This is a genomic window from Klebsiella sp. KP20-425-1, assembly GCF_025813515.1.
In the GTDB taxonomy this organism is placed as follows: domain Bacteria; phylum Pseudomonadota; class Gammaproteobacteria; order Enterobacterales; family Enterobacteriaceae; genus Klebsiella; species Klebsiella pneumoniae.
This window is the reverse complement of record NZ_CP109614.1, coordinates 3,113,261-3,129,503: the sequence shown is the minus strand read 5'-3', so window position 1 is coordinate 3,129,503 and position 16,243 is coordinate 3,113,261. Positions and strand designations below refer to the sequence as shown.

18 protein-coding genes and 1 pseudogene are annotated in these 16,243 nt (G+C 49.1%); 18 read left to right on the top strand and 1 reads right to left on the bottom strand.

Going from position 1 to position 16,243, the window contains the following annotated elements; all coding sequences use genetic code 11:
* Positions 1-10: 10 nt before the first annotated feature.
* The 15 genes from OHJ17_RS15460 to OHJ17_RS15390 all read left to right on the top strand — a co-directional run bounded on the left by OHJ17_RS15460 (position 11) and on the right by OHJ17_RS15390 (position 12,535).
* Positions 11-223, top strand: coding sequence for a hypothetical protein (locus tag OHJ17_RS15460; protein WP_040229906.1), 213 nt, complete (start codon positions 11-13; stop codon positions 221-223).
* Position 224: 1 nt separating this feature from the next.
* Complete coding sequence (locus OHJ17_RS15455) at positions 225-557, top strand: phage head closure protein (RefSeq protein ID WP_040196239.1); 333 nt, start codon at positions 225-227, stop codon at positions 555-557.
* Positions 550-1,089, top strand: a complete 540-nt coding sequence (locus OHJ17_RS15450; RefSeq protein ID WP_000763233.1) for an HK97-gp10 family putative phage morphogenesis protein — start codon at positions 550-552, stop codon at positions 1,087-1,089. The genes OHJ17_RS15455 and OHJ17_RS15450 overlap by 8 nt, the downstream gene beginning before the upstream one ends.
* Positions 1,086-1,451 (top strand): tail completion protein gp17, encoded by a 366-nt coding sequence (gp17, locus tag OHJ17_RS15445; protein ID WP_000561415.1) that lies wholly within the window; start codon positions 1,086-1,088, stop codon positions 1,449-1,451. The genes OHJ17_RS15450 and gp17 overlap by 4 nt, the downstream gene beginning before the upstream one ends.
* A 56-nt stretch (positions 1,452-1,507) precedes the next feature.
* The gene (locus OHJ17_RS15440; RefSeq protein ID WP_017880225.1) at positions 1,508-1,999 is read left to right on the top strand and encodes a phage tail tube protein; all 492 of its coding nucleotides are present in this window, start codon (positions 1,508-1,510) and stop codon (positions 1,997-1,999) included.
* A 43-nt stretch (positions 2,000-2,042) separates the two neighbouring features.
* On the top strand, positions 2,043-2,396 hold the full coding sequence (locus tag OHJ17_RS15435) for a phage tail assembly chaperone family protein, TAC (RefSeq protein WP_032440655.1): 354 nt from the start codon (positions 2,043-2,045) through the stop codon (positions 2,394-2,396).
* A gap of 32 nt (positions 2,397-2,428) precedes the next feature.
* Positions 2,429-2,692 carry a phage tail assembly protein T gene (locus tag OHJ17_RS15430; protein ID WP_032447777.1) on the top strand — a complete coding sequence of 88 codons (264 nt, stop codon included), beginning with the start codon at positions 2,429-2,431 and terminating at the stop codon, positions 2,690-2,692.
* 63 nt (positions 2,693-2,755) lie between these two features.
* Positions 2,756-3,133, top strand: a complete 378-nt coding sequence (locus OHJ17_RS15425; protein ID WP_004899620.1) for an outer membrane protein assembly factor BamE — start codon at positions 2,756-2,758, stop codon at positions 3,131-3,133.
* A 61-nt stretch (positions 3,134-3,194) separates the two neighbouring features.
* Positions 3,195-5,732 (top strand): phage tail tape measure C-terminal domain-containing protein, encoded by a 2,538-nt coding sequence (locus OHJ17_RS15420; protein WP_114505276.1) that lies wholly within the window; start codon positions 3,195-3,197, stop codon positions 5,730-5,732.
* Positions 5,732-6,202, top strand: coding sequence for a hypothetical protein (locus OHJ17_RS15415; RefSeq protein WP_114505277.1), 471 nt, complete (start codon positions 5,732-5,734; stop codon positions 6,200-6,202). The genes OHJ17_RS15420 and OHJ17_RS15415 overlap by 1 nt, the downstream gene beginning before the upstream one ends.
* The gene (locus OHJ17_RS15410) at positions 6,199-6,681 is read left to right on the top strand and encodes a DUF1833 family protein (RefSeq protein WP_114505278.1); all 483 of its coding nucleotides are present in this window, start codon (positions 6,199-6,201) and stop codon (positions 6,679-6,681) included. The genes OHJ17_RS15415 and OHJ17_RS15410 overlap by 4 nt, the downstream gene beginning before the upstream one ends.
* Before the next feature lie 10 nt (positions 6,682-6,691).
* The gene (locus OHJ17_RS15405; RefSeq protein ID WP_087835413.1) at positions 6,692-7,072 is read left to right on the top strand and encodes a nitrite transporter; all 381 of its coding nucleotides are present in this window, start codon (positions 6,692-6,694) and stop codon (positions 7,070-7,072) included.
* Positions 7,069-10,137 (top strand): host specificity factor TipJ family phage tail protein, encoded by a 3,069-nt coding sequence (locus OHJ17_RS15400; protein ID WP_114507896.1) that lies wholly within the window; start codon positions 7,069-7,071, stop codon positions 10,135-10,137. The genes OHJ17_RS15405 and OHJ17_RS15400 overlap by 4 nt, the downstream gene beginning before the upstream one ends.
* Before the next feature lie 55 nt (positions 10,138-10,192).
* Positions 10,193-12,304, top strand: coding sequence for a right-handed parallel beta-helix repeat-containing protein (locus OHJ17_RS15395; RefSeq protein WP_087826668.1), 2,112 nt, complete (start codon positions 10,193-10,195; stop codon positions 12,302-12,304).
* A 9-nt stretch (positions 12,305-12,313) separates the two neighbouring features.
* Positions 12,314-12,535 (top strand): hypothetical protein, encoded by a 222-nt coding sequence (locus tag OHJ17_RS15390; protein ID WP_049026367.1) that lies wholly within the window; start codon positions 12,314-12,316, stop codon positions 12,533-12,535.
* A 92-nt stretch (positions 12,536-12,627) separates the two neighbouring features.
* On the opposite strand, the gene OHJ17_RS15385 is transcribed toward OHJ17_RS15390, so the two are convergent.
* Positions 12,628-13,974 carry a hypothetical protein gene (locus OHJ17_RS15385; RefSeq protein ID WP_142743272.1) on the bottom strand — a complete coding sequence of 449 codons (1,347 nt, stop codon included), beginning with the start codon at positions 13,972-13,974 and terminating at the stop codon, positions 12,628-12,630.
* 71 nt (positions 13,975-14,045) lie between these two features.
* Between OHJ17_RS15385 and OHJ17_RS15380 the strand changes: the two genes are divergently transcribed.
* The 3 genes and pseudogenes from OHJ17_RS15380 to OHJ17_RS15370 all read left to right on the top strand — a co-directional run bounded on the left by OHJ17_RS15380 (position 14,046) and on the right by OHJ17_RS15370 (position 15,785).
* Positions 14,046-15,101: a hypothetical protein gene (locus tag OHJ17_RS15380; protein WP_135720883.1), complete on the top strand. Its 1,056-nt coding sequence runs from the start codon at positions 14,046-14,048 to the stop codon at positions 15,099-15,101.
* Positions 15,102-15,171: 70 nt separating this feature from the next.
* Positions 15,172-15,285, top strand: a pseudogene (locus tag OHJ17_RS15375) (helix-turn-helix domain-containing protein); the annotation flags it as partial.
* A 77-nt stretch (positions 15,286-15,362) separates the two neighbouring features.
* The gene (locus OHJ17_RS15370) at positions 15,363-15,785 is read left to right on the top strand and encodes a site-specific integrase (protein ID WP_114505259.1); all 423 of its coding nucleotides are present in this window, start codon (positions 15,363-15,365) and stop codon (positions 15,783-15,785) included.
* Positions 15,786-16,243 lie beyond the last annotated feature (458 nt).

Sequence of the window (16,243 nt, the reverse complement as noted above, 5' to 3'; positions counted from 1 at the left end):
AAAATAGCCTATGAACGAGCAACTGGTAAACGCGCTGATAGCAGCGCTGAGAGAACAAACAGCAGCACAGAGAGAGCAGACGGAAGCGATAAACCGCCTGGCTGAATCTAACGTCGCCCTGTCCGATGTAATTATCCAGTCGCTGGCTGCAGATGACGATATTGAAATCACTTCACTGGATGATAATCGCCCCGTTTACCTGAGTCAAAGAACGAGGGGGTGATATGCAGGCCGGAAAATTGCGTCACAGGATCACCCTGCAGGAGCCAGTAAAAGAACAGAACCCGACAACGGGAGCCGTGATTAATACCTGGCGCGATGTCGCAACCCTTTGGGCCGAAGTCGCTCCTTTATCCGCACGTGAGTTTATCGCCGCCCAGGCTTCTCAGGGCGAAGTTACCACACGGATAACGATGCGTTACCGTGAGGGTGTCACCCGCAAACATCGGATCCTGTTTCGTGGCCGCTTCTACAACATTGAGGGCGTTTTACCTGACCCCCGGAGTGGCAGGGAATACCTGACACTGCCTTGTTCCGATGGAGCTAATGATGGCTGATGGTGTAGAAGTAAATCTGACCGGCCTCGATTCCGTCCTGGGGAAACTGGATGCCGTCTCACAGGTCACTCGCGATAAATCCGGTCGTGCAGCGCTGCGTAAAGCGGCGAACGTCATCAGGGACAGAGCGCGCAATAATGCCGCTAGGGTTGATGACCCTCTCACCAAAGAGGCTATCTACAAAAACATTGTGGTCAGTTTCAGCAGCAAGGCATTTCGCAGAACCGGCGATCCAACGTTTCGTGTCGGGGTGATGGGCGGCGCCAGGCAATACGCCAATACAAAGGCCAACGTCCGAAAAGGCAGGGCGGGTAAAAGTTTTAACACTGCCGGAGATAAAGGTAATCCCGGCGGGGATACCTGGTACTGGCGATTCCTGGAGTTCGGCACAGAACATGCTGCAGCGAGGCCAATAATTAGGCCTGCACTGAATGGGGTCGATGCCGATGTGATTAACGTTTTTGCTTTGGAGCTGGAAAAGTCCATCGATCGCGCTGTACGACGGGCGGCTAAAAAAGGAACTCCGGTATGATTGCTCCAATATTTGCAGTTTGCGCAGCCAGCCAGGCAGTCAGGGATTTGTTAGGTTCTACTCCCGTGCGGCTTTATCCGTTCGGTATGCAGGACGACAATATCGTTTATCCCTACGCAGTCTGGCAAAACGTAGGTGGCTTCCCTGAAAATTATCTAAACCAGCGGCCAGATGCAGATCACTATTCTCTGCAGGTTGATGTCTATGGTGATACTGACACCGATGTGATCGCCGTTGCCCGCGCTTTGCGTGACGCAATTGAGGGCAAGGCCTATATCACCCGATGGGGTGAACAAAGCCGCGATCCTGAAACAATGCGATACCGCTATTCCTTCGATGTTGACTGGATAACGACCAGATAACCAACAACCCCAAACTGACCCGCCTTGTGCGGGTTTTTCTTTTTTGGAGACAAAACATGTCTGTATTAACGCAAGGCACGCAGTTTTTTGTGCTCAAGTCTGGCGTGGTCAGCGAGGTTGAATGCATCACCAGTTTCAACCCCGGCGGGAACCCTGCCGATCAGATTGAAGATACCTGTCTGAGTGAGCGGGATTCCAGAACCTACAAAAAGGGACTTAAAACGCCTGCGGCCGCAACCGTCGGGCTTAACGCTGATCCGACGAACGCAAGCCACATTATGTTGCATGGTCTCGCTGAAGCGAATGATCAGACGCCGTTAACTTTTGCGGTTGGCTGGTCAGATGGAACCAGTATCCCGACAGCCGCCGCTCCTGGCGCTGAGGATGCTGTTGATGGTCTGGTGCTGCCATCGGATCGAACCTGGTTCATTTTCCAGGGTTACGTTTCTGACTTCCCGTTTGATTTTCAGGGTAACGCTGTTGTGACGACCTCCGCCACGATCCAGCGGTCTGGCTCTTCCGTATGGGTGCCGAAGGCCGCAGCGTAATTAATATGCCCGGTTATCCGGGCTTTTCAATTCAGGAGCTGAAATGCAACTTACTCTCGATACGTTAAAAGAAACCGGTGCCTTTACCGGGCGTCCCGTGGAAAAAGAAATTAAGTGGAAAGGCCGTGACGGGAAAGAGCATATCGCAACCGTCTATGTGCGCCCGATGGGCTACCACACCACTAAAGCTGAACTGCTGGCGTATAACGGGAAATCGGACCCGATTGCTGAGCGCATTGCGGCGCATATTTGCGATCAGGACGGCGCCCCAGTGTTTACCGCGGCTGACATTCTTGGAACTGCTACCCCGGAGCGTGGGGCGCTGGACGGTCCGATCGTTATGGCCCTCCTGGCTGCAATTCATGATGTAAACGAACTGGGAAAGACTACGAGCTAACCGGCGAGGATGAATTCTGGTGCGAACTGGTGATGAACGGCATCGGCGGCCGCACCATCGCAGAGGCTCAGGAGCGGATGAGTCGCAGGGAATTTCTGGTTTGGCTTAAGTACCGTGAGAAGTATGGACCGCTCAATATCATGATGCGTACCGAGTGGGGGGCTTCGCTGGTGGCGTCTGTGCTGGCGAACATCAATAGGTCAAAGAACTCGCCGCCGTTCAAGGTGAGTGATTTTGCACCGCACATCAACGAAGCGCCATTATCTCTGGAAGATGCTATGAAAAGTTGGCATTAATAATTGTAAAATACAATTCAGCATCACTATGATCATAAGATCATTAACTACATGGATAGGGGTATGAAAAAGATAATTTTAGCTTTATTTCTTGGTGCTTCGTCTATAGCTATCACAGCTTGCGCGCCATCAGAACAGAAAATTGACTACAACCAGAAGTCAATGCTGTTGTCCCTTGGTATGACAAAAAATGATGTTATGCAGATCATGGGAGCACCGCGACGGACGGATGTCAACGCAGAACGTGAGCGCTGGATCTATTGGAATAAGACACGGTATGCCTACACAATTGTAGACAATGAACAGTTAGCCAATGATCGTTTGGTCGTTACTTTTGTAAACGGGAAAGTAACCAAATGGGGGCAGCAAACGCTGACTGATGATCTCATGGAGTCATCACAAAAAACTGCCCAAACCTATGCTGAGGCATTTAAAAAGTAGCCTTTCAAATTAATGATGAACCTCGCTGCGGCGGGGTTTTTTATTGCCTGGAGAAAACGCAATGGCTGGCAAGTCACTCGGTACGTTAACAATTGACCTGATTGCCAAAGTAGGTGGATTTGTTCAGGGCATGGGCAAAGCCGAAAGAGCTTCCCAGAAGTGGAGTGACCAGGTAAAAAAAGACGCCAAAGAGGTAAGTTCAGCAATCATCGCAGTTGGGGCAGCTGCAGCCACAGCAGCAGTTGGAATAGGGGCTGCTGGGTTATCCATTGTTAAAAATACAGCTCAACAGGTAACTGAGGCCGACCGCTGGGCTAAATCCTTAAAAATGTCCACGCAGGATTTATTGTCATGGCAATACGCAGCGGAACAGGCTGGTTTAACTGGCGATAACATTGCAGATATTTTTAAAGACATTAATGATAAAGTTGGTGATGCTGTTTTAAATAAATCAGGAGAGGCGGCTCAAGCACTCGATACTCTTGGCCTCTCTGCTAAAAAACTTTCCGAGCAATCTCCTGATAAGCAACTTATGGCTATCAGTGAAGCATTGCAGAAAATACCGAGTCAGGCTGGTAAAACTAATATTCTTGAAAGCCTCGGTAATGACTTATCAAAAATGCTTCCATTGTTCGAGAACAACAATGAGAAGTTAAAGCAATTTATTCAATTATCAAAAGATTTTGGTATTGCCCCGCCACAAGAGGATATTGACAACCTCGTCAAAGTAAACCAGTTCTTTCAGGATATTGAGGCTAGCGCTCGTGGCCTGAAGATGGAAATAGCCTCCGGGCTGGCTAAAGTGGATCTTACGCCATTACAGTCTGGACTTGATGATATTCGTGACGTCTTCACCGATCCCGCTGTTCTTCAGGGGCTATCAGACCTGGTTGGTGAAGCCATAAGCCTTGCCGGGGTTGTGGGGCGTATTGCTGGTGGTCTGGGGGCTATTGCAACTTATACCCGCTCTCGTATCGGTGCTGTATCTGGTAATTATAACGCTGCTGATGAAAGTGATATTGCACAGCGCATTGAATTCCTTAACAAACGAGGGAATCAAAGTAAGGAACAAAAAGACGAATTAGAATTTTTAACTAAACGTCTTCAATTTCTTCGCGCGATAAAGTCAAGCATGACTCCAGAACAGATAGATAAAGGAGCGAAAGGGCTCACATCTTTACTTTCTGACCTTGGCATAGATACACCAAAATCGGATGATTACTCTTTAGGAAAAGGTGATTCTAATCAGAAGCAGCCAAAAGCCAAAAAAAATGCTACTGGTAATGCATTTAAGAGTCGTCTTCTTGATTTACAGAAGCAAGCTGCACTAATAGAAACAACTGGCAAAAAAACAGCTAAAGTTACTGAGCTTGAAAAAATAAACTTTGATATATCTAGTGGAAACCTTAAAAAACTATCAGAGTCACAGAAAGAGCAACTTCGTACTGCTGCAAAAGTTCTTGATGCAAGAAAAGAAGAGCTTCGCACAAACAAGGAGAATGCTAAGCTTGCAGAATATGTGTCAGGTTTAAATAAACAGAATAAGCTTGTTAAACAGGGTTATGATAATGAACTATCCGGTCTTTCATTCGGAGGGAAAGACCGCGAAAGAATGCGTGAAATAAACAGCATTCAGCAGGATTATGAAACTCGACAAGAGGAGCTTTTAAATCAATTTCAAGCTGGCGACATTGAAGAAAGCTTATATGAAAAAAAGAAAACCGCCTTAAAAAAAGCTCTTGAAGAAAGATTGCAGATCCAAAAGGATTATTACCATGAGTCAGATGACCTAAGAAATGATTGGCAATCTGGTATTTCTAGTGCTCTAGCTGATTTTGCTGATAGCTCAACTGATTATTACCAACAAGCAGCGGACGCAATGACATCAATCTTAGGGGCTGCTACGGACTCAGTTTCAGAACATTTATATGATGTTGTAAGCGGAACTGAATCGATGGGGGAGGCAATAAAGGGAGTATTTGCAGACCTCGGGAAGTCAGTGATAAAAGCTCTGGTTGATATGGCTGCACAATGGATCGTGTATCAAGGTGTTCAGATGCTGGTTAATAAAAGTGCCCAAGCCTCTGCTATTCCTTCAATGATCGCTAATGCTCAGGCTACAGCCTTACAGGCTCAACTTGCTGCTTTCGCATCAACTGCCGCAATCCCAATTGTCGGACCGGGATTAGCTCCAGCCGCGATGGCTGCTGCAGCGGCTATAACAGAACCTATGGTTGCTGCTATTTCTGCCGCTTCCCTTTCTGGCATGGCCCACGATGGGATCGATGCAGTTCCTGAAACAGGTACCTGGTTGCTTCAAAAAGGAGAGCGGGTGACCACCGCAGCGACCAGCGCCAAACTTGATGCCACTCTGGATCGAGTAGCAAACCAGTCAACAGGGGGGGCAACCTATGCGCCGAGTATGAGTTTCTATGTCAACGGCGATCCCTCTGATGCTCAAATCGCCATGATGAAGAAAGCTGCATCCGATGGTGCTCAGATGGGGTATCAAAAAGCGGTTCAGTCTATTGCTACCGGGCAGGGTGATTTACATAGAGCTCTGATGGGGAAAACTACCTCGGGGAGGAAAATTAGCTGATGGCAATTTCAACTAATCTCAATTACCCGAAGGATTATCTCCCTTGCCCATTGAAGGAGAACTTTGGTCTTAAAGCGACTTCTCCGCTAAAAAGTACAGCGATGGTTACCGGCAGGCGGCGACAAAGGCGAGCTTATACTTCGGTTCCTACTCAAACGCCAGTTTCATGGATCTTTACTGATGGTCAGGCACAGCTTTTCGAAGCCTGGTACAGAGACATCATTACCGATGGGGCTGACTGGTTCAACATGCCGCTCCTTACCCCTTTAGGTGCGCAAGATTATGTCTGTAGGTTTGTCGATATATACGAGGGACCGAGACCAGAGGGCGGTAAATACTGGCGATATAGTGCAACGCTGGAATTATGGGAGCGTCCAATCCTTCCGCCTGGCTGGGCCGAGTTCCCTGACTTCATTGTGAACAGCGATATTCTTGATCTTGCAGTTAACAGGGAGTGGCCTGAAGCATGACAAGACTTAACAGGCTCTATGCCAGCAGCGGGCCGGAGGTGATCATTGAAACGCTGCAGATCACCGTTGGCTCAGATGTTCACTACCTGTGCCAGGGGTACGAGGATATTACGGCGACGACGGAGAGCGGCGATACCGTAACGTTTACCGCCTGCGCGATTGACATTGCGCTGCCGGCGCGCAACGCGGACGGTACGCAAGATTTGAAATTCGCCCTGTGCAATGTTGATGGTTTTGTGTCCACGACGATCCGCAATGCCCTGGCTAACAGGTTGTCTGCATCGCTGACATACCGCAGTTTTATCTCCACGGATTTAGCCGCGCCTGCGGCGGTACCGTATACGCTGAAAATCAAGTCGGGTTACTGGACGGCTACAGAGGTTCAGATCACTGCGGGCTATATGAATGTCCTCGATATGGCCTGGCCGCGTTACCGCTACACGCTCCCTGTCTTCCCCGGACTACGTTATATCAGCTAAGGAATCCATCATGTTCATCCCTGATAAATACCGTTCAGTCACCTGGCTGAAGGGCGGTCGCGTATATCCGCAGCTCGACTGCTTCGGCATTGTGAACGAGATACGCCGGGATTTGGGCTTGCCTCTCTGGCCTGATTTTGCCGGGGTCACTAAAGACGACGGCGGCCTCGACCGGGAGGCGCGTCAAATGATGCTTACCCTGGAACGCTGCGAGCCCTGTGAAGGTGCGGGGGTGGCCTGCTATTCCGGCTCAGCCGTCACCCATGTGGGGATTGTCGTCAGTATTGATGGCCTGCTGCATGTGGCGGAATGCAATCCAGGATCTAACGTAACGTTTCTTCCGTTAGCGCGGTTTAAGCGGCGATTTGTCAAAGTGGAGTTCTGGCAATGACCATTCGTTTTTACCCGTCCCGGCTTTCCGGTGAACCTCTCGAAACGCATGAGCATGGCGTAACCAGCCTTCGAAACTGGCTGGCGGTGAATGTTGAAGGTTACGAGGATCGGGATGTACCGCCGTTAACCATTGAGGTTGACGGTCTGTCCATTCCGCCAGGCGAGTGGGCTACTTGCGTGATCCACCCTGAAAGTGATGTCCGGCTTTATCCGGTGCCCTTCGGGCTGGAGGCCGCCACCATCGCGTGGATAGGTGTCGGCATCTCCGTTGCTGCAGCAGCTTATTCGCTGTTTATGATGAGCAGTATCGATACGGGGGGCTATACCTCATCCACAGGGCGGAGTCTCGACCTGAACCCGGCAAAGGCAAATACTGCAAAACTCGGTGATGCCATTCGTGAGGTGTTTGGTCGGGTGCGTATCTACCCTGATTATGTGGTGCAGCCGGTTACCCGGTTTGATGCCGCCGATCCTACGAAAATGCGCGTCCAGATGCTGCTGTGTCTCGGTGTCGGTGATCTGATTTATACCAATGGCGATATCCGGGTTGGCAGTACGCCAGCTTCAACGCTGCCGGGGTTCAGCAGCACCCATTACCCGCCAGGCGCGGATGTTTCCGGCGATGAGCGCAGCGAGAACTGGTTCAACTCGACAGAGGTCGGTGGAACATCAAGCGGAACAGGGCTGGACATGGCCCAGACCTCACCTGATTCCGACGATATTATCGCTGACAGCATGACGGTTTCTGGTGCATCCGTAACCTTTACAGGCCTTGATACGGATGATGGTGACGATGACGACGAGGACGATAATTCTCTTCCGGACAGCTGGGTAACGGGGGCCATAGTTGAAATTAAGGCGCCGACAAATTATCTGATCTCCACCTCTTCTGGTTACAGTGTTTTTGCCAGCTCGTTGCTTACCGAACTTGCTCCCGTAGCGGGTATGCCGGTGACGCTGAGTTTCAACAGTGTCGATTATGACCTCGTCATTGCGTCCTATACCCCAGGTCAGGAGGCGGTGCCTGGCGAGGGTGGCAGTGCAGCAAAAATTCAGGCCAGTGCCGCTCCTGTTACCTATGATTTTTCGACCAGTTCCAGTACGTTCATGATCACATGGCAGGGTACCACCTATACGGTGTCGCTGGTAGCGAACTATATCTCGATGTCGGGACTGCTGGCGGCTATTACCGAGGGGCTCACTGGCTCCGGCCTGGTCGCACGGGACAACGGCGGTACCGTACTAATAACCGAGGCGGTCAGTCCTTACGTGGGTGGGGCAATCACATCCTCCTCGCTGCCTGTAGTCGTTTTCGGTGATGCCCCGGTTTACACCTCCGGCACGGCATCAACCGGCGGAAGCCCGGCGGTAACGGCAAACGTGACGCTTGCGTATAACAGCACTACGGGAACCGCATTCTCGGGCATGCCTGAAGGTGTGCAACGGCTTTCACTTGCTCACCGCGGGAATGAGTACCAGATCGTCTCTGCCGACGGCACAACGGCAACAGTGGCGCGCCTGGTTAATGGGTCCGTTGATGAGTCGTGGCCGGGATTCACCGCCAGGACGATGATCGACTATGAGGCCACTGGTCTTAACGACACGCTGAGCTGGCTGGGGCCGTTCCTGGTTTGCCCTGAAAATGAGACCGTCGATATGTTCGAGGTGAATTTCTCTTTCCCGAACGGTATCTGCGGCTTTGACAGTAAGGGCAAAAAACGGATTCGCCACGTTGAGTGGGAGATACAGTATCGCGTCTACGGTTCCGGCTCGGGGTGGGTGAGTCACCAGGGCGAGTACGCGCTGAAAAACGTCAACGGGCTGGGTTTTACTGAGCGGATCACCCTCAGTTCTCCGGGGCTAGTAGAGGTTCGCTGCCGTCGGCGCAATGAGCAGGGCTCAAACAACGCGCGAGACAGTATGTACTGGCAGGCACTGCGCGGGCGACTGCTGACACGCCCTTCATCCTATCCCGGCGTGTCGCTGATGGCGGTGACCGTCGAGACGGGCGGGAAGCTGGCGGCGCAGTCAGACCGCCGCGTAAACGTTGTGGCAACGCGGTCCTATGACTCAGGAACGGCCAGAACCATTTCGGGGGCGCTGCTGCATGTCGGGAACTCGTTGGGGCTGGAGATGGACGTCGATACCATCACTGCGCTGGAATCCGCGTACTGGACGCCACAGGGCGAAAATTTCGATTTCGCCACCGGCGACAGTATCTCGGCGCTGGAAATGCTGCAGATGATAGCCAGTGCCGGAAAATCCCGCTTCCTGTTAAGCGATGGCCTTGCAACGGTCAACCGCGAGGGGATTAAGCCCTGGACGGGGATCATAACGCCGCATGAGATGGTGGAGGAGCTGCAGAGCGGATTTACCGTGCCGTCCGACGATGATTTTGATGGCGTAGACGTGACGTACATCAACGGCGTCACCTGGGCAGAGGAGACCGTTAAATGCCGGACACCCGACAATCCCACGCCGGTGAAAATCGAGAACTACAAACTTGATGGGGTACTCTCTCAGGATCACGCCTACCAGATCGGCATGCGTCGCCTGATGAAGTATCTTCAGCAGCGGGTTACATACCAGACCACTACCGAGCTGGATGCGCTCTGCTACAACACGGGCGATCGCATCGTGCTCACGGATGATATTCCGGGTAACAACACTATTTCCTGTCTGGTGGAGGCGATGACAACGGCTGGCGGCGTGACAACCTTCACTGTTACGGAGCCGCTGGACTGGTCTTTCGAAAATCCCCGTGCGCTGATCCGCTATCAGGATGGCTCTGCGTCCGGTCTGATGGTGGCGAGCAGAGTGGGGGATTATCAGTTGTCCGTTTCCCACCTGAGTGATTTTGATGACCCATTGAAGATTGACCAGACTTCACCAGCCATTGAGCCAGTCCGCCTGGTGTTCTGCGGCTCAACGCGTCATGTCTATGACGCCATTGTTGAGGAGATTGCCCCACAATCAGACGGGACGTGTCAGGTTACGGCCAAAGAGTACCGCGCGTCCTTCTACGACTACGACAACGCCAGTTATCCCGGCGATATTGCATAAAACAGAAATAACTCTCAACAACCCGCTTCGGCGGGTTTTTTGTTATAGGGCGACTATGAGCACATATAAAACCGGCAACCCGTTGGGTTCGGCGGCTGTAAAGGATTTATTTGATAACGCCGAGAACCTCGACTTTGCACTTAACAGCCTGACCGCCTTAATCTGGACCGACCGTCTGGGCAAAACGCGTCGCTCTTTCTTCGGAATGGAGTCGGCATTTGTCACGCAACTCACCAGCCAGGAAAGTCGGTTCAATACCTTCATCCAAAGTTCGGGCTATCAGATTGTCGGTGATTACACCGCTGGCCCGTTGACACTTACTGAGTATAACCAGCTCATTCGCTATAACAACGAGTTGTATAAACTCACCGCAGCGACAGATATCCCGTTTACCACGGCTGGTAATACTGACGAAACATGGACCGGTACTGACGCTGCGCATTTTGTATCTGTCGGTGATGCAGCGCTTCGCCAAAACCTGGGTTCAAGCGAAGAGGGTCTGGGGCTTTCTTTGGTGAGAACTATCTGGGAAGAAACCGCCCAGAAAATATTAAAACGCATCTACGGCTTTAATATTTGCGCATACGGCGCGAGGAGTGCCGGCGAGGACGGCTACAGCGAATTTGACAGCCGGCAGGCTATTCAGGACGCAATCGATGCCGCCCACGCAGCCTGGCAGTCGACGGGGCACGTGCAGAATGTCATAGTGCCACCGGGCGTGTTTCTCACCTCCACGGTACCGGCGGTATTCGACAGCGGAACGGTGAGGGGGAAATGGTCATTCGAGCTCAAATCAGGGGTTCGCATCACTGGTGGCGGGACGATTAAATGGTTGCCGGGGACGGTCTCCGCCAGCGATTCGTTAGTGCGATTTTTCGGTACAGACCAGACGGACGATAACTATCCCTCCGATATCTCGATTGAGCGAATAACGCTGGACGGGGATGCGGAAAATCAGGCGGCCAACGTCAATGCCCACGGGGTCTGGATTTACGTCAAAGAAAATACCGAGGTAATAAACTGTACATTTAAAAATATGCCGGGCTGCGGGGCTTCCGTTCGGGGGAGTCTTACCATCGCGTCCGAGAATATTAGTATCTCCGGCTGTCAGGTTTATGATTGCGGCAATATTGGATTGCAGGTCACGGCATTTGATGGTCTCAATATGACCGCTAACATCGTGAAGCGTTGCGCAGATAACGGTATTGATGTTTATGGGAATAACACAGGGTCGGCACCAATAGGTACCAATTTCAGTATTGTCGGGAATACAGTCAGTGATAGCCTGACCGGGGTATTCCTGGAGACTGTGGCGGACGGGGTGGTAACGGGTAACAACCTGAGTGATAACACCCAGAATGTCCACGTAAACCGCATTATCAGCCAGCCCCGAAACATCGCCATTACCGGGAATACGATTTCGGGAGGGCTTTACGGTATTCGCGTTCAGGCAGACACCCGGGGGCTGACTATTGAGGGCAACACGATGCGTGGCTGTACTGTCGCAATGCTGCGATTCGGTAATAGCACGGACTCGAACGCCTCTTACATCAACGTCAGAAATAACACCTTCATACCCCTGCTGGCGACCACCTACATCCTATGGATAGGCGGACTTCAGGCATCCCGCATAACCGTAAAAAATAATACGGTGGATAATACCGTCGGCCTCACCAGTGAATACCTGTACCACAATCAGGCGACAACCAGTTTTGCCGTGGTTGTGGACAACTGGAATTTCTGGGGCGGCTCACTGGGGAATACCGGGACAGAACGTTACGCTGAGGGGACGTTTACCCCGGGTGTGGCAGGGGCAACCACGGGCGGGACGGGAACCTATTCTAACCAGTACGGTAAATACACCCGAATCGGCAATCTCGTTCATTTCACCCTGTCAGTGACGTGGACCGCGCATACCGGCTCCGGCCCCATTTTGGTTCAGGGGTTACCGTTCACGTCAACGTCGGATGCTATCCAGCCCTCCAGCCCGGCAACTGCTGGTGTAGACCCGTCTGTCACATCGGGCAGGCTGTTTATGAGAAACGTGGCCAGCAGCATGGTGGCGCAGCTGCTGTTCAATAACGGGTCTGCTGCCACTTCATATCCGCAGCTCAATGCAGCGGGCGGGACAGTGACCGTCAGCGGTTTTTATTTTGCAACTACGTAAGGGGTATTTATGGACTGGGCCAGTGCGAAAGCGGAATTAGAGATCGGTAATAAAGTTCGCTTCGATGGGATGCAGGAGGGGGAATACGTCGTGAAAATGACCTATACAGACGACGACACAGAATCATCCAGCTATGTCGTCGTCGGGGCTGATGGTCTCCCCCGTTTCTGGCGTGATGCTGAAAGAGAAGCGGGAGAGGCATCAGAGTCGTGGGGGCTTATTTCGGCGTGAGCCTGATGGATTAGATTTTTAATTCTGGGGGGCGTAGCGGTGGTTATAATATGGCCCTACCTTGGATGGGGGGGGCCATATAAACTTTGCCTTTATGCGCGATTTTTCTTTATTCTTATTGAGCAGAGAGTTAGAGCTATAAGCAAAATAACACTTGGCGAGAAATAACCATACCCCCTCAGGAAGAACTCAACAGAGAATGCAATCATTGCGGCTGATGATATTTTTATGATATACTGACTGTCTGACTGTCTGACTGTCTGACTGTCTGACTGTCTGACTGTCTGACTGTCTGACTGTCTGACTGTCTGACTGTCTGACTGTCTGTAATTCGTTACACTTCTTAATATTAATAAGGTATATAAGAGGGATGCCATAAGTCCCATAACCCCAAACTCAGTTATAATTTTTGAAGAAAGAAAGCCACCATCAGTACGGTTGTATTCACCGCCGGTAAGCACCTTGATTAAATAGCCATATTCTCCAAGGGTATCTGTTCCAGCCCTTTGAAATCCTAACCCAATGCCATATGTGTCAGTGAGAGCGCGAATACTGTCATCAATCCCTTGTAAAAAAACCAATGTAGTGAGGTTGTTTGAGTTTTTACTTAGGTCCATGCGAGATAGTAAGTAATCCCCTGCAAATGTTCCTTGCATTGACTGCAAAATCAGTGTTCCAGATACTGCAACAACACAAATTAAAACTGCCAACAATAAGAATCTGTTTGAAAACCAAAACAGGAAGCAGCATATCAAAGAGAAAACCAGCAAGGTAAGATTGGGGAATAGAATGGCTTGAGCAGAGATATTTAGTAGAATGAAAAGCTTACCCTTAAAACTTGAGGTTGATCCAACTATGCAAGAAAGGAAACCGGCACAAAGGGCGTAATGACTATCCTCCGAGAAGGGAAACGCACCTTTCCCTTTTGATGCGTAATTGCCAATGTCAATTGTCCTAAATACAGCTAGCCAGCCGAAAAATAAAAATACACATAAAGCAAACTTAAAAGAATCCTTAACGACTATTTCGTCGCTATTCTCTATTCTAAAAGAAAGAGACCATGCAGCTATAATCATAAGGATTACAACTGGAATTGACATAATAGGTTTGCTGTCGTTGAATGAGTACACCGAGTGAAATGACTCGATTAATAAAAGCATTATTACTAATACGAATAAAATTAGCCCCTTAACTCCTATCTTTCGGTTGGTTATTTGTAATATATCAAAGAGTATTATTAATATTGAAACGATCGCAATACCTACAGCAAGTGAGGATTGCTTAAAGAAGACAAAAATAAAAGATGGCAGAAAATACATTAAAATAAAAATCCAGGACAATTTGTATTTTGCGCCAGGTATACTGATTTTCATGTTTAAGATTTTTCTAATTTTAAATTTCCGGGAAAACATTATTGCATGGATTGTTGTTGCAATCAATAGGATTCATGTGCATTATAGAGATGGATAAAAAATACTCATCTTGAGCAGGTAATTAACAGGTTTCATGTATGAATAGACGTGGTTTTATCTGTAATTTTATGCCACTTTCGTTTTTATTAATCGGCAAAAGTAATCAATCGTTAGCGATTCAACCTTCCGCCACAATGAATCCATTCTTGCATGGCGATGGTGGTCAGGTGGACCACACATTAAAGCTTCAATCTATGCTTGATTACGCAGCCTCCTTAGCAAAGAAAGTTCCTAACGGGTACCAAAAAACGGAAATATCCCTCTCGGGGGTATTCAACGTTCGCAGTCCATTAACTATAGATGCCAGCAAAGTCTGTGTTACAGGGCCGGCTACATTATTGTTCGACATAGAAGGGGATGGGTATTGCATTGAGTTCAACGGCGAGGGCGGGGCAAGTTCAGCATATACCAACAATGTTGGTGCCCTTTTCGACTCAATTAATTTTTTTTCAAGGAGGAAAACAGATTTATTCTATTGTGCCGCCAGCACTTTAGGAGATAAAAATCCAGTATGTTTAATGAATATTACGAAGTGCAGATTTACTGGTTTTGATTGTATTTTTACAAACGGACCTGGCGGTTGGGGGTGGACATGGTCTATGTGTGGCTTTAACTCTTGCCAAACACTACTTGATATAAAAAGGGAAAAAGAGACATACGAACGCTATACCTTTATTTCCTGCATATGGCAGAATGGTGGTGTTGCTTTCTACGTTGACAATCCTGATGGTAAAATATACTGGTCTGATGGTAGTTTTGACTATTGCAAATCAATTGCAGTTATAACAAATGGTCATGTACAGATATCAGGACATGTAGAGTTCAAGGAGAGAAGTCAGCCATTGGTTCAATTGTCAGGGAGGGGGTCATCATTCACATTTAATGGTGGTTCGATCTTTATAAGAAAAAATACTGGCAAATATGTAATGTTTGAGCAGTCATACGATAATCAAGTTTCTCTTATTGGAGTTAATTTTTTGTCTGATGGCATTAATCTGGTTGATTCTCTGATATCGAACAAAAAATATAATTCTTCTGCCGTTAATTTTGGAAATGAAAAGACAAGGGAGATAATGAAGAACAGACCGAATTGATTTTTAGTTGTCACCAGGATCGAAGGATAGCGTTGTGCGATGTTGAATAACACAGTTGTGGTGTGAGGCTGAGAGCGTTGAGCGCTGCAACAGGATGTTGGAGAACGGCGCCACCCGGCAGCAGGTAGCCGATGTGATAGGTGTAGACGTGAAAACAATCTACAAGTACCTCCCGGCGACTTGAAGGCAAAGATTTCACTACTTTTCCTGATATGTTACGTTTGGCTTAATCAATTCATTCAGCTTTGAAAACAGTTTGGTTTGTTCATGAACGGTAAGAAAACAATAAGTTTTGAGCAATTTTTAACTATTAACAGCAATCTTGTTTCCATCTCAGATACATGGGCTGACTTGTGGGCGTTAATTTTTCACACGGGTTTAAGCGCTGGAAGGCTGCTGAGTATTCGATATGATGATATTGATGGTGACTTGATACTGATACGAAAACAGGGTCACCTGAAGGAGCTACGTGTTAAATCAACCCCTCCAGTGGAGGCGATGATTGCTCGTAGAAGAGAACGCTATCCAGAAGATGTTTATTTATTTCAGAGTCATTCTAACCGTGTGAAGTACCATCGCCGGCCGGTCACTATAATTGCTTTCAACGCCGCTTTACGTCGCGCCGCTAGATCATTACCAGACGTTAACGTAAGCAGTAGTAGCGCGAGAAACATACCGGACTAACCGCCTGTCCAGTCGCGTGTGGCCGATGTGACAGGCGTGGGAGTGAAGACGATTTACAAATATTTGCCAGTACAATACGGCGATAAAAAATCCCCTTGAGCAGGCACACTCAAGGGGAAAATACTACATAACATCATTGCTGTGTGTGTCTTTGCGCTCATCTATCTTCCAAGAAGATGCCTAAAGCTTCCAGATATTTCTGGTCTGAGTAGTTAAAACATTGGGTCGGTAGCCGATGTAATAGGAGGGGGTGAATACGATTTATAAATATTTCCCTGCTTAATGTTGCCAGTCGAATTGAGGCATCAATGCGTTACGTCAGCGCCGATCATTGATAGCCACTGCCAATATTGATCTGCTGCACACATGCGTTTACTGTATTTATATACAGTGTGCGCCGGGAGACCGGTAGAGATCAAGGGGTGAAAGTCCCCGACCATTGAAGGACCAGCAATCCA

Coding starts and splice junctions, on each gene's coding strand:
- OHJ17_RS15460 (WP_040229906.1), top strand. CDS start 11: ATGAACGAGCAACTGGTAAACGCGCTGATAGCAGCGCTGAGAGAACAA.
- OHJ17_RS15455 (WP_040196239.1), top strand. CDS start 225: ATGCAGGCCGGAAAATTGCGTCACAGGATCACCCTGCAGGAGCCAGTA.
- OHJ17_RS15450 (WP_000763233.1), top strand. CDS start 550: ATGGCTGATGGTGTAGAAGTAAATCTGACCGGCCTCGATTCCGTCCTG.
- gp17 (WP_000561415.1), top strand. CDS start 1,086: ATGATTGCTCCAATATTTGCAGTTTGCGCAGCCAGCCAGGCAGTCAGG.
- OHJ17_RS15440 (WP_017880225.1), top strand. CDS start 1,508: ATGTCTGTATTAACGCAAGGCACGCAGTTTTTTGTGCTCAAGTCTGGC.
- OHJ17_RS15435 (WP_032440655.1), top strand. CDS start 2,043: ATGCAACTTACTCTCGATACGTTAAAAGAAACCGGTGCCTTTACCGGG.
- OHJ17_RS15430 (WP_032447777.1), top strand. CDS start 2,429: ATGAACGGCATCGGCGGCCGCACCATCGCAGAGGCTCAGGAGCGGATG.
- OHJ17_RS15425 (WP_004899620.1), top strand. CDS start 2,756: ATGAAAAAGATAATTTTAGCTTTATTTCTTGGTGCTTCGTCTATAGCT.
- OHJ17_RS15420 (WP_114505276.1), top strand. CDS start 3,195: ATGGCTGGCAAGTCACTCGGTACGTTAACAATTGACCTGATTGCCAAA.
- OHJ17_RS15415 (WP_114505277.1), top strand. CDS start 5,732: ATGGCAATTTCAACTAATCTCAATTACCCGAAGGATTATCTCCCTTGC.
- OHJ17_RS15410 (WP_114505278.1), top strand. CDS start 6,199: ATGACAAGACTTAACAGGCTCTATGCCAGCAGCGGGCCGGAGGTGATC.
- OHJ17_RS15405 (WP_087835413.1), top strand. CDS start 6,692: ATGTTCATCCCTGATAAATACCGTTCAGTCACCTGGCTGAAGGGCGGT.
- OHJ17_RS15400 (WP_114507896.1), top strand. CDS start 7,069: ATGACCATTCGTTTTTACCCGTCCCGGCTTTCCGGTGAACCTCTCGAA.
- OHJ17_RS15395 (WP_087826668.1), top strand. CDS start 10,193: ATGAGCACATATAAAACCGGCAACCCGTTGGGTTCGGCGGCTGTAAAG.
- OHJ17_RS15390 (WP_049026367.1), top strand. CDS start 12,314: ATGGACTGGGCCAGTGCGAAAGCGGAATTAGAGATCGGTAATAAAGTT.
- OHJ17_RS15380 (WP_135720883.1), top strand. CDS start 14,046: ATGAATAGACGTGGTTTTATCTGTAATTTTATGCCACTTTCGTTTTTA.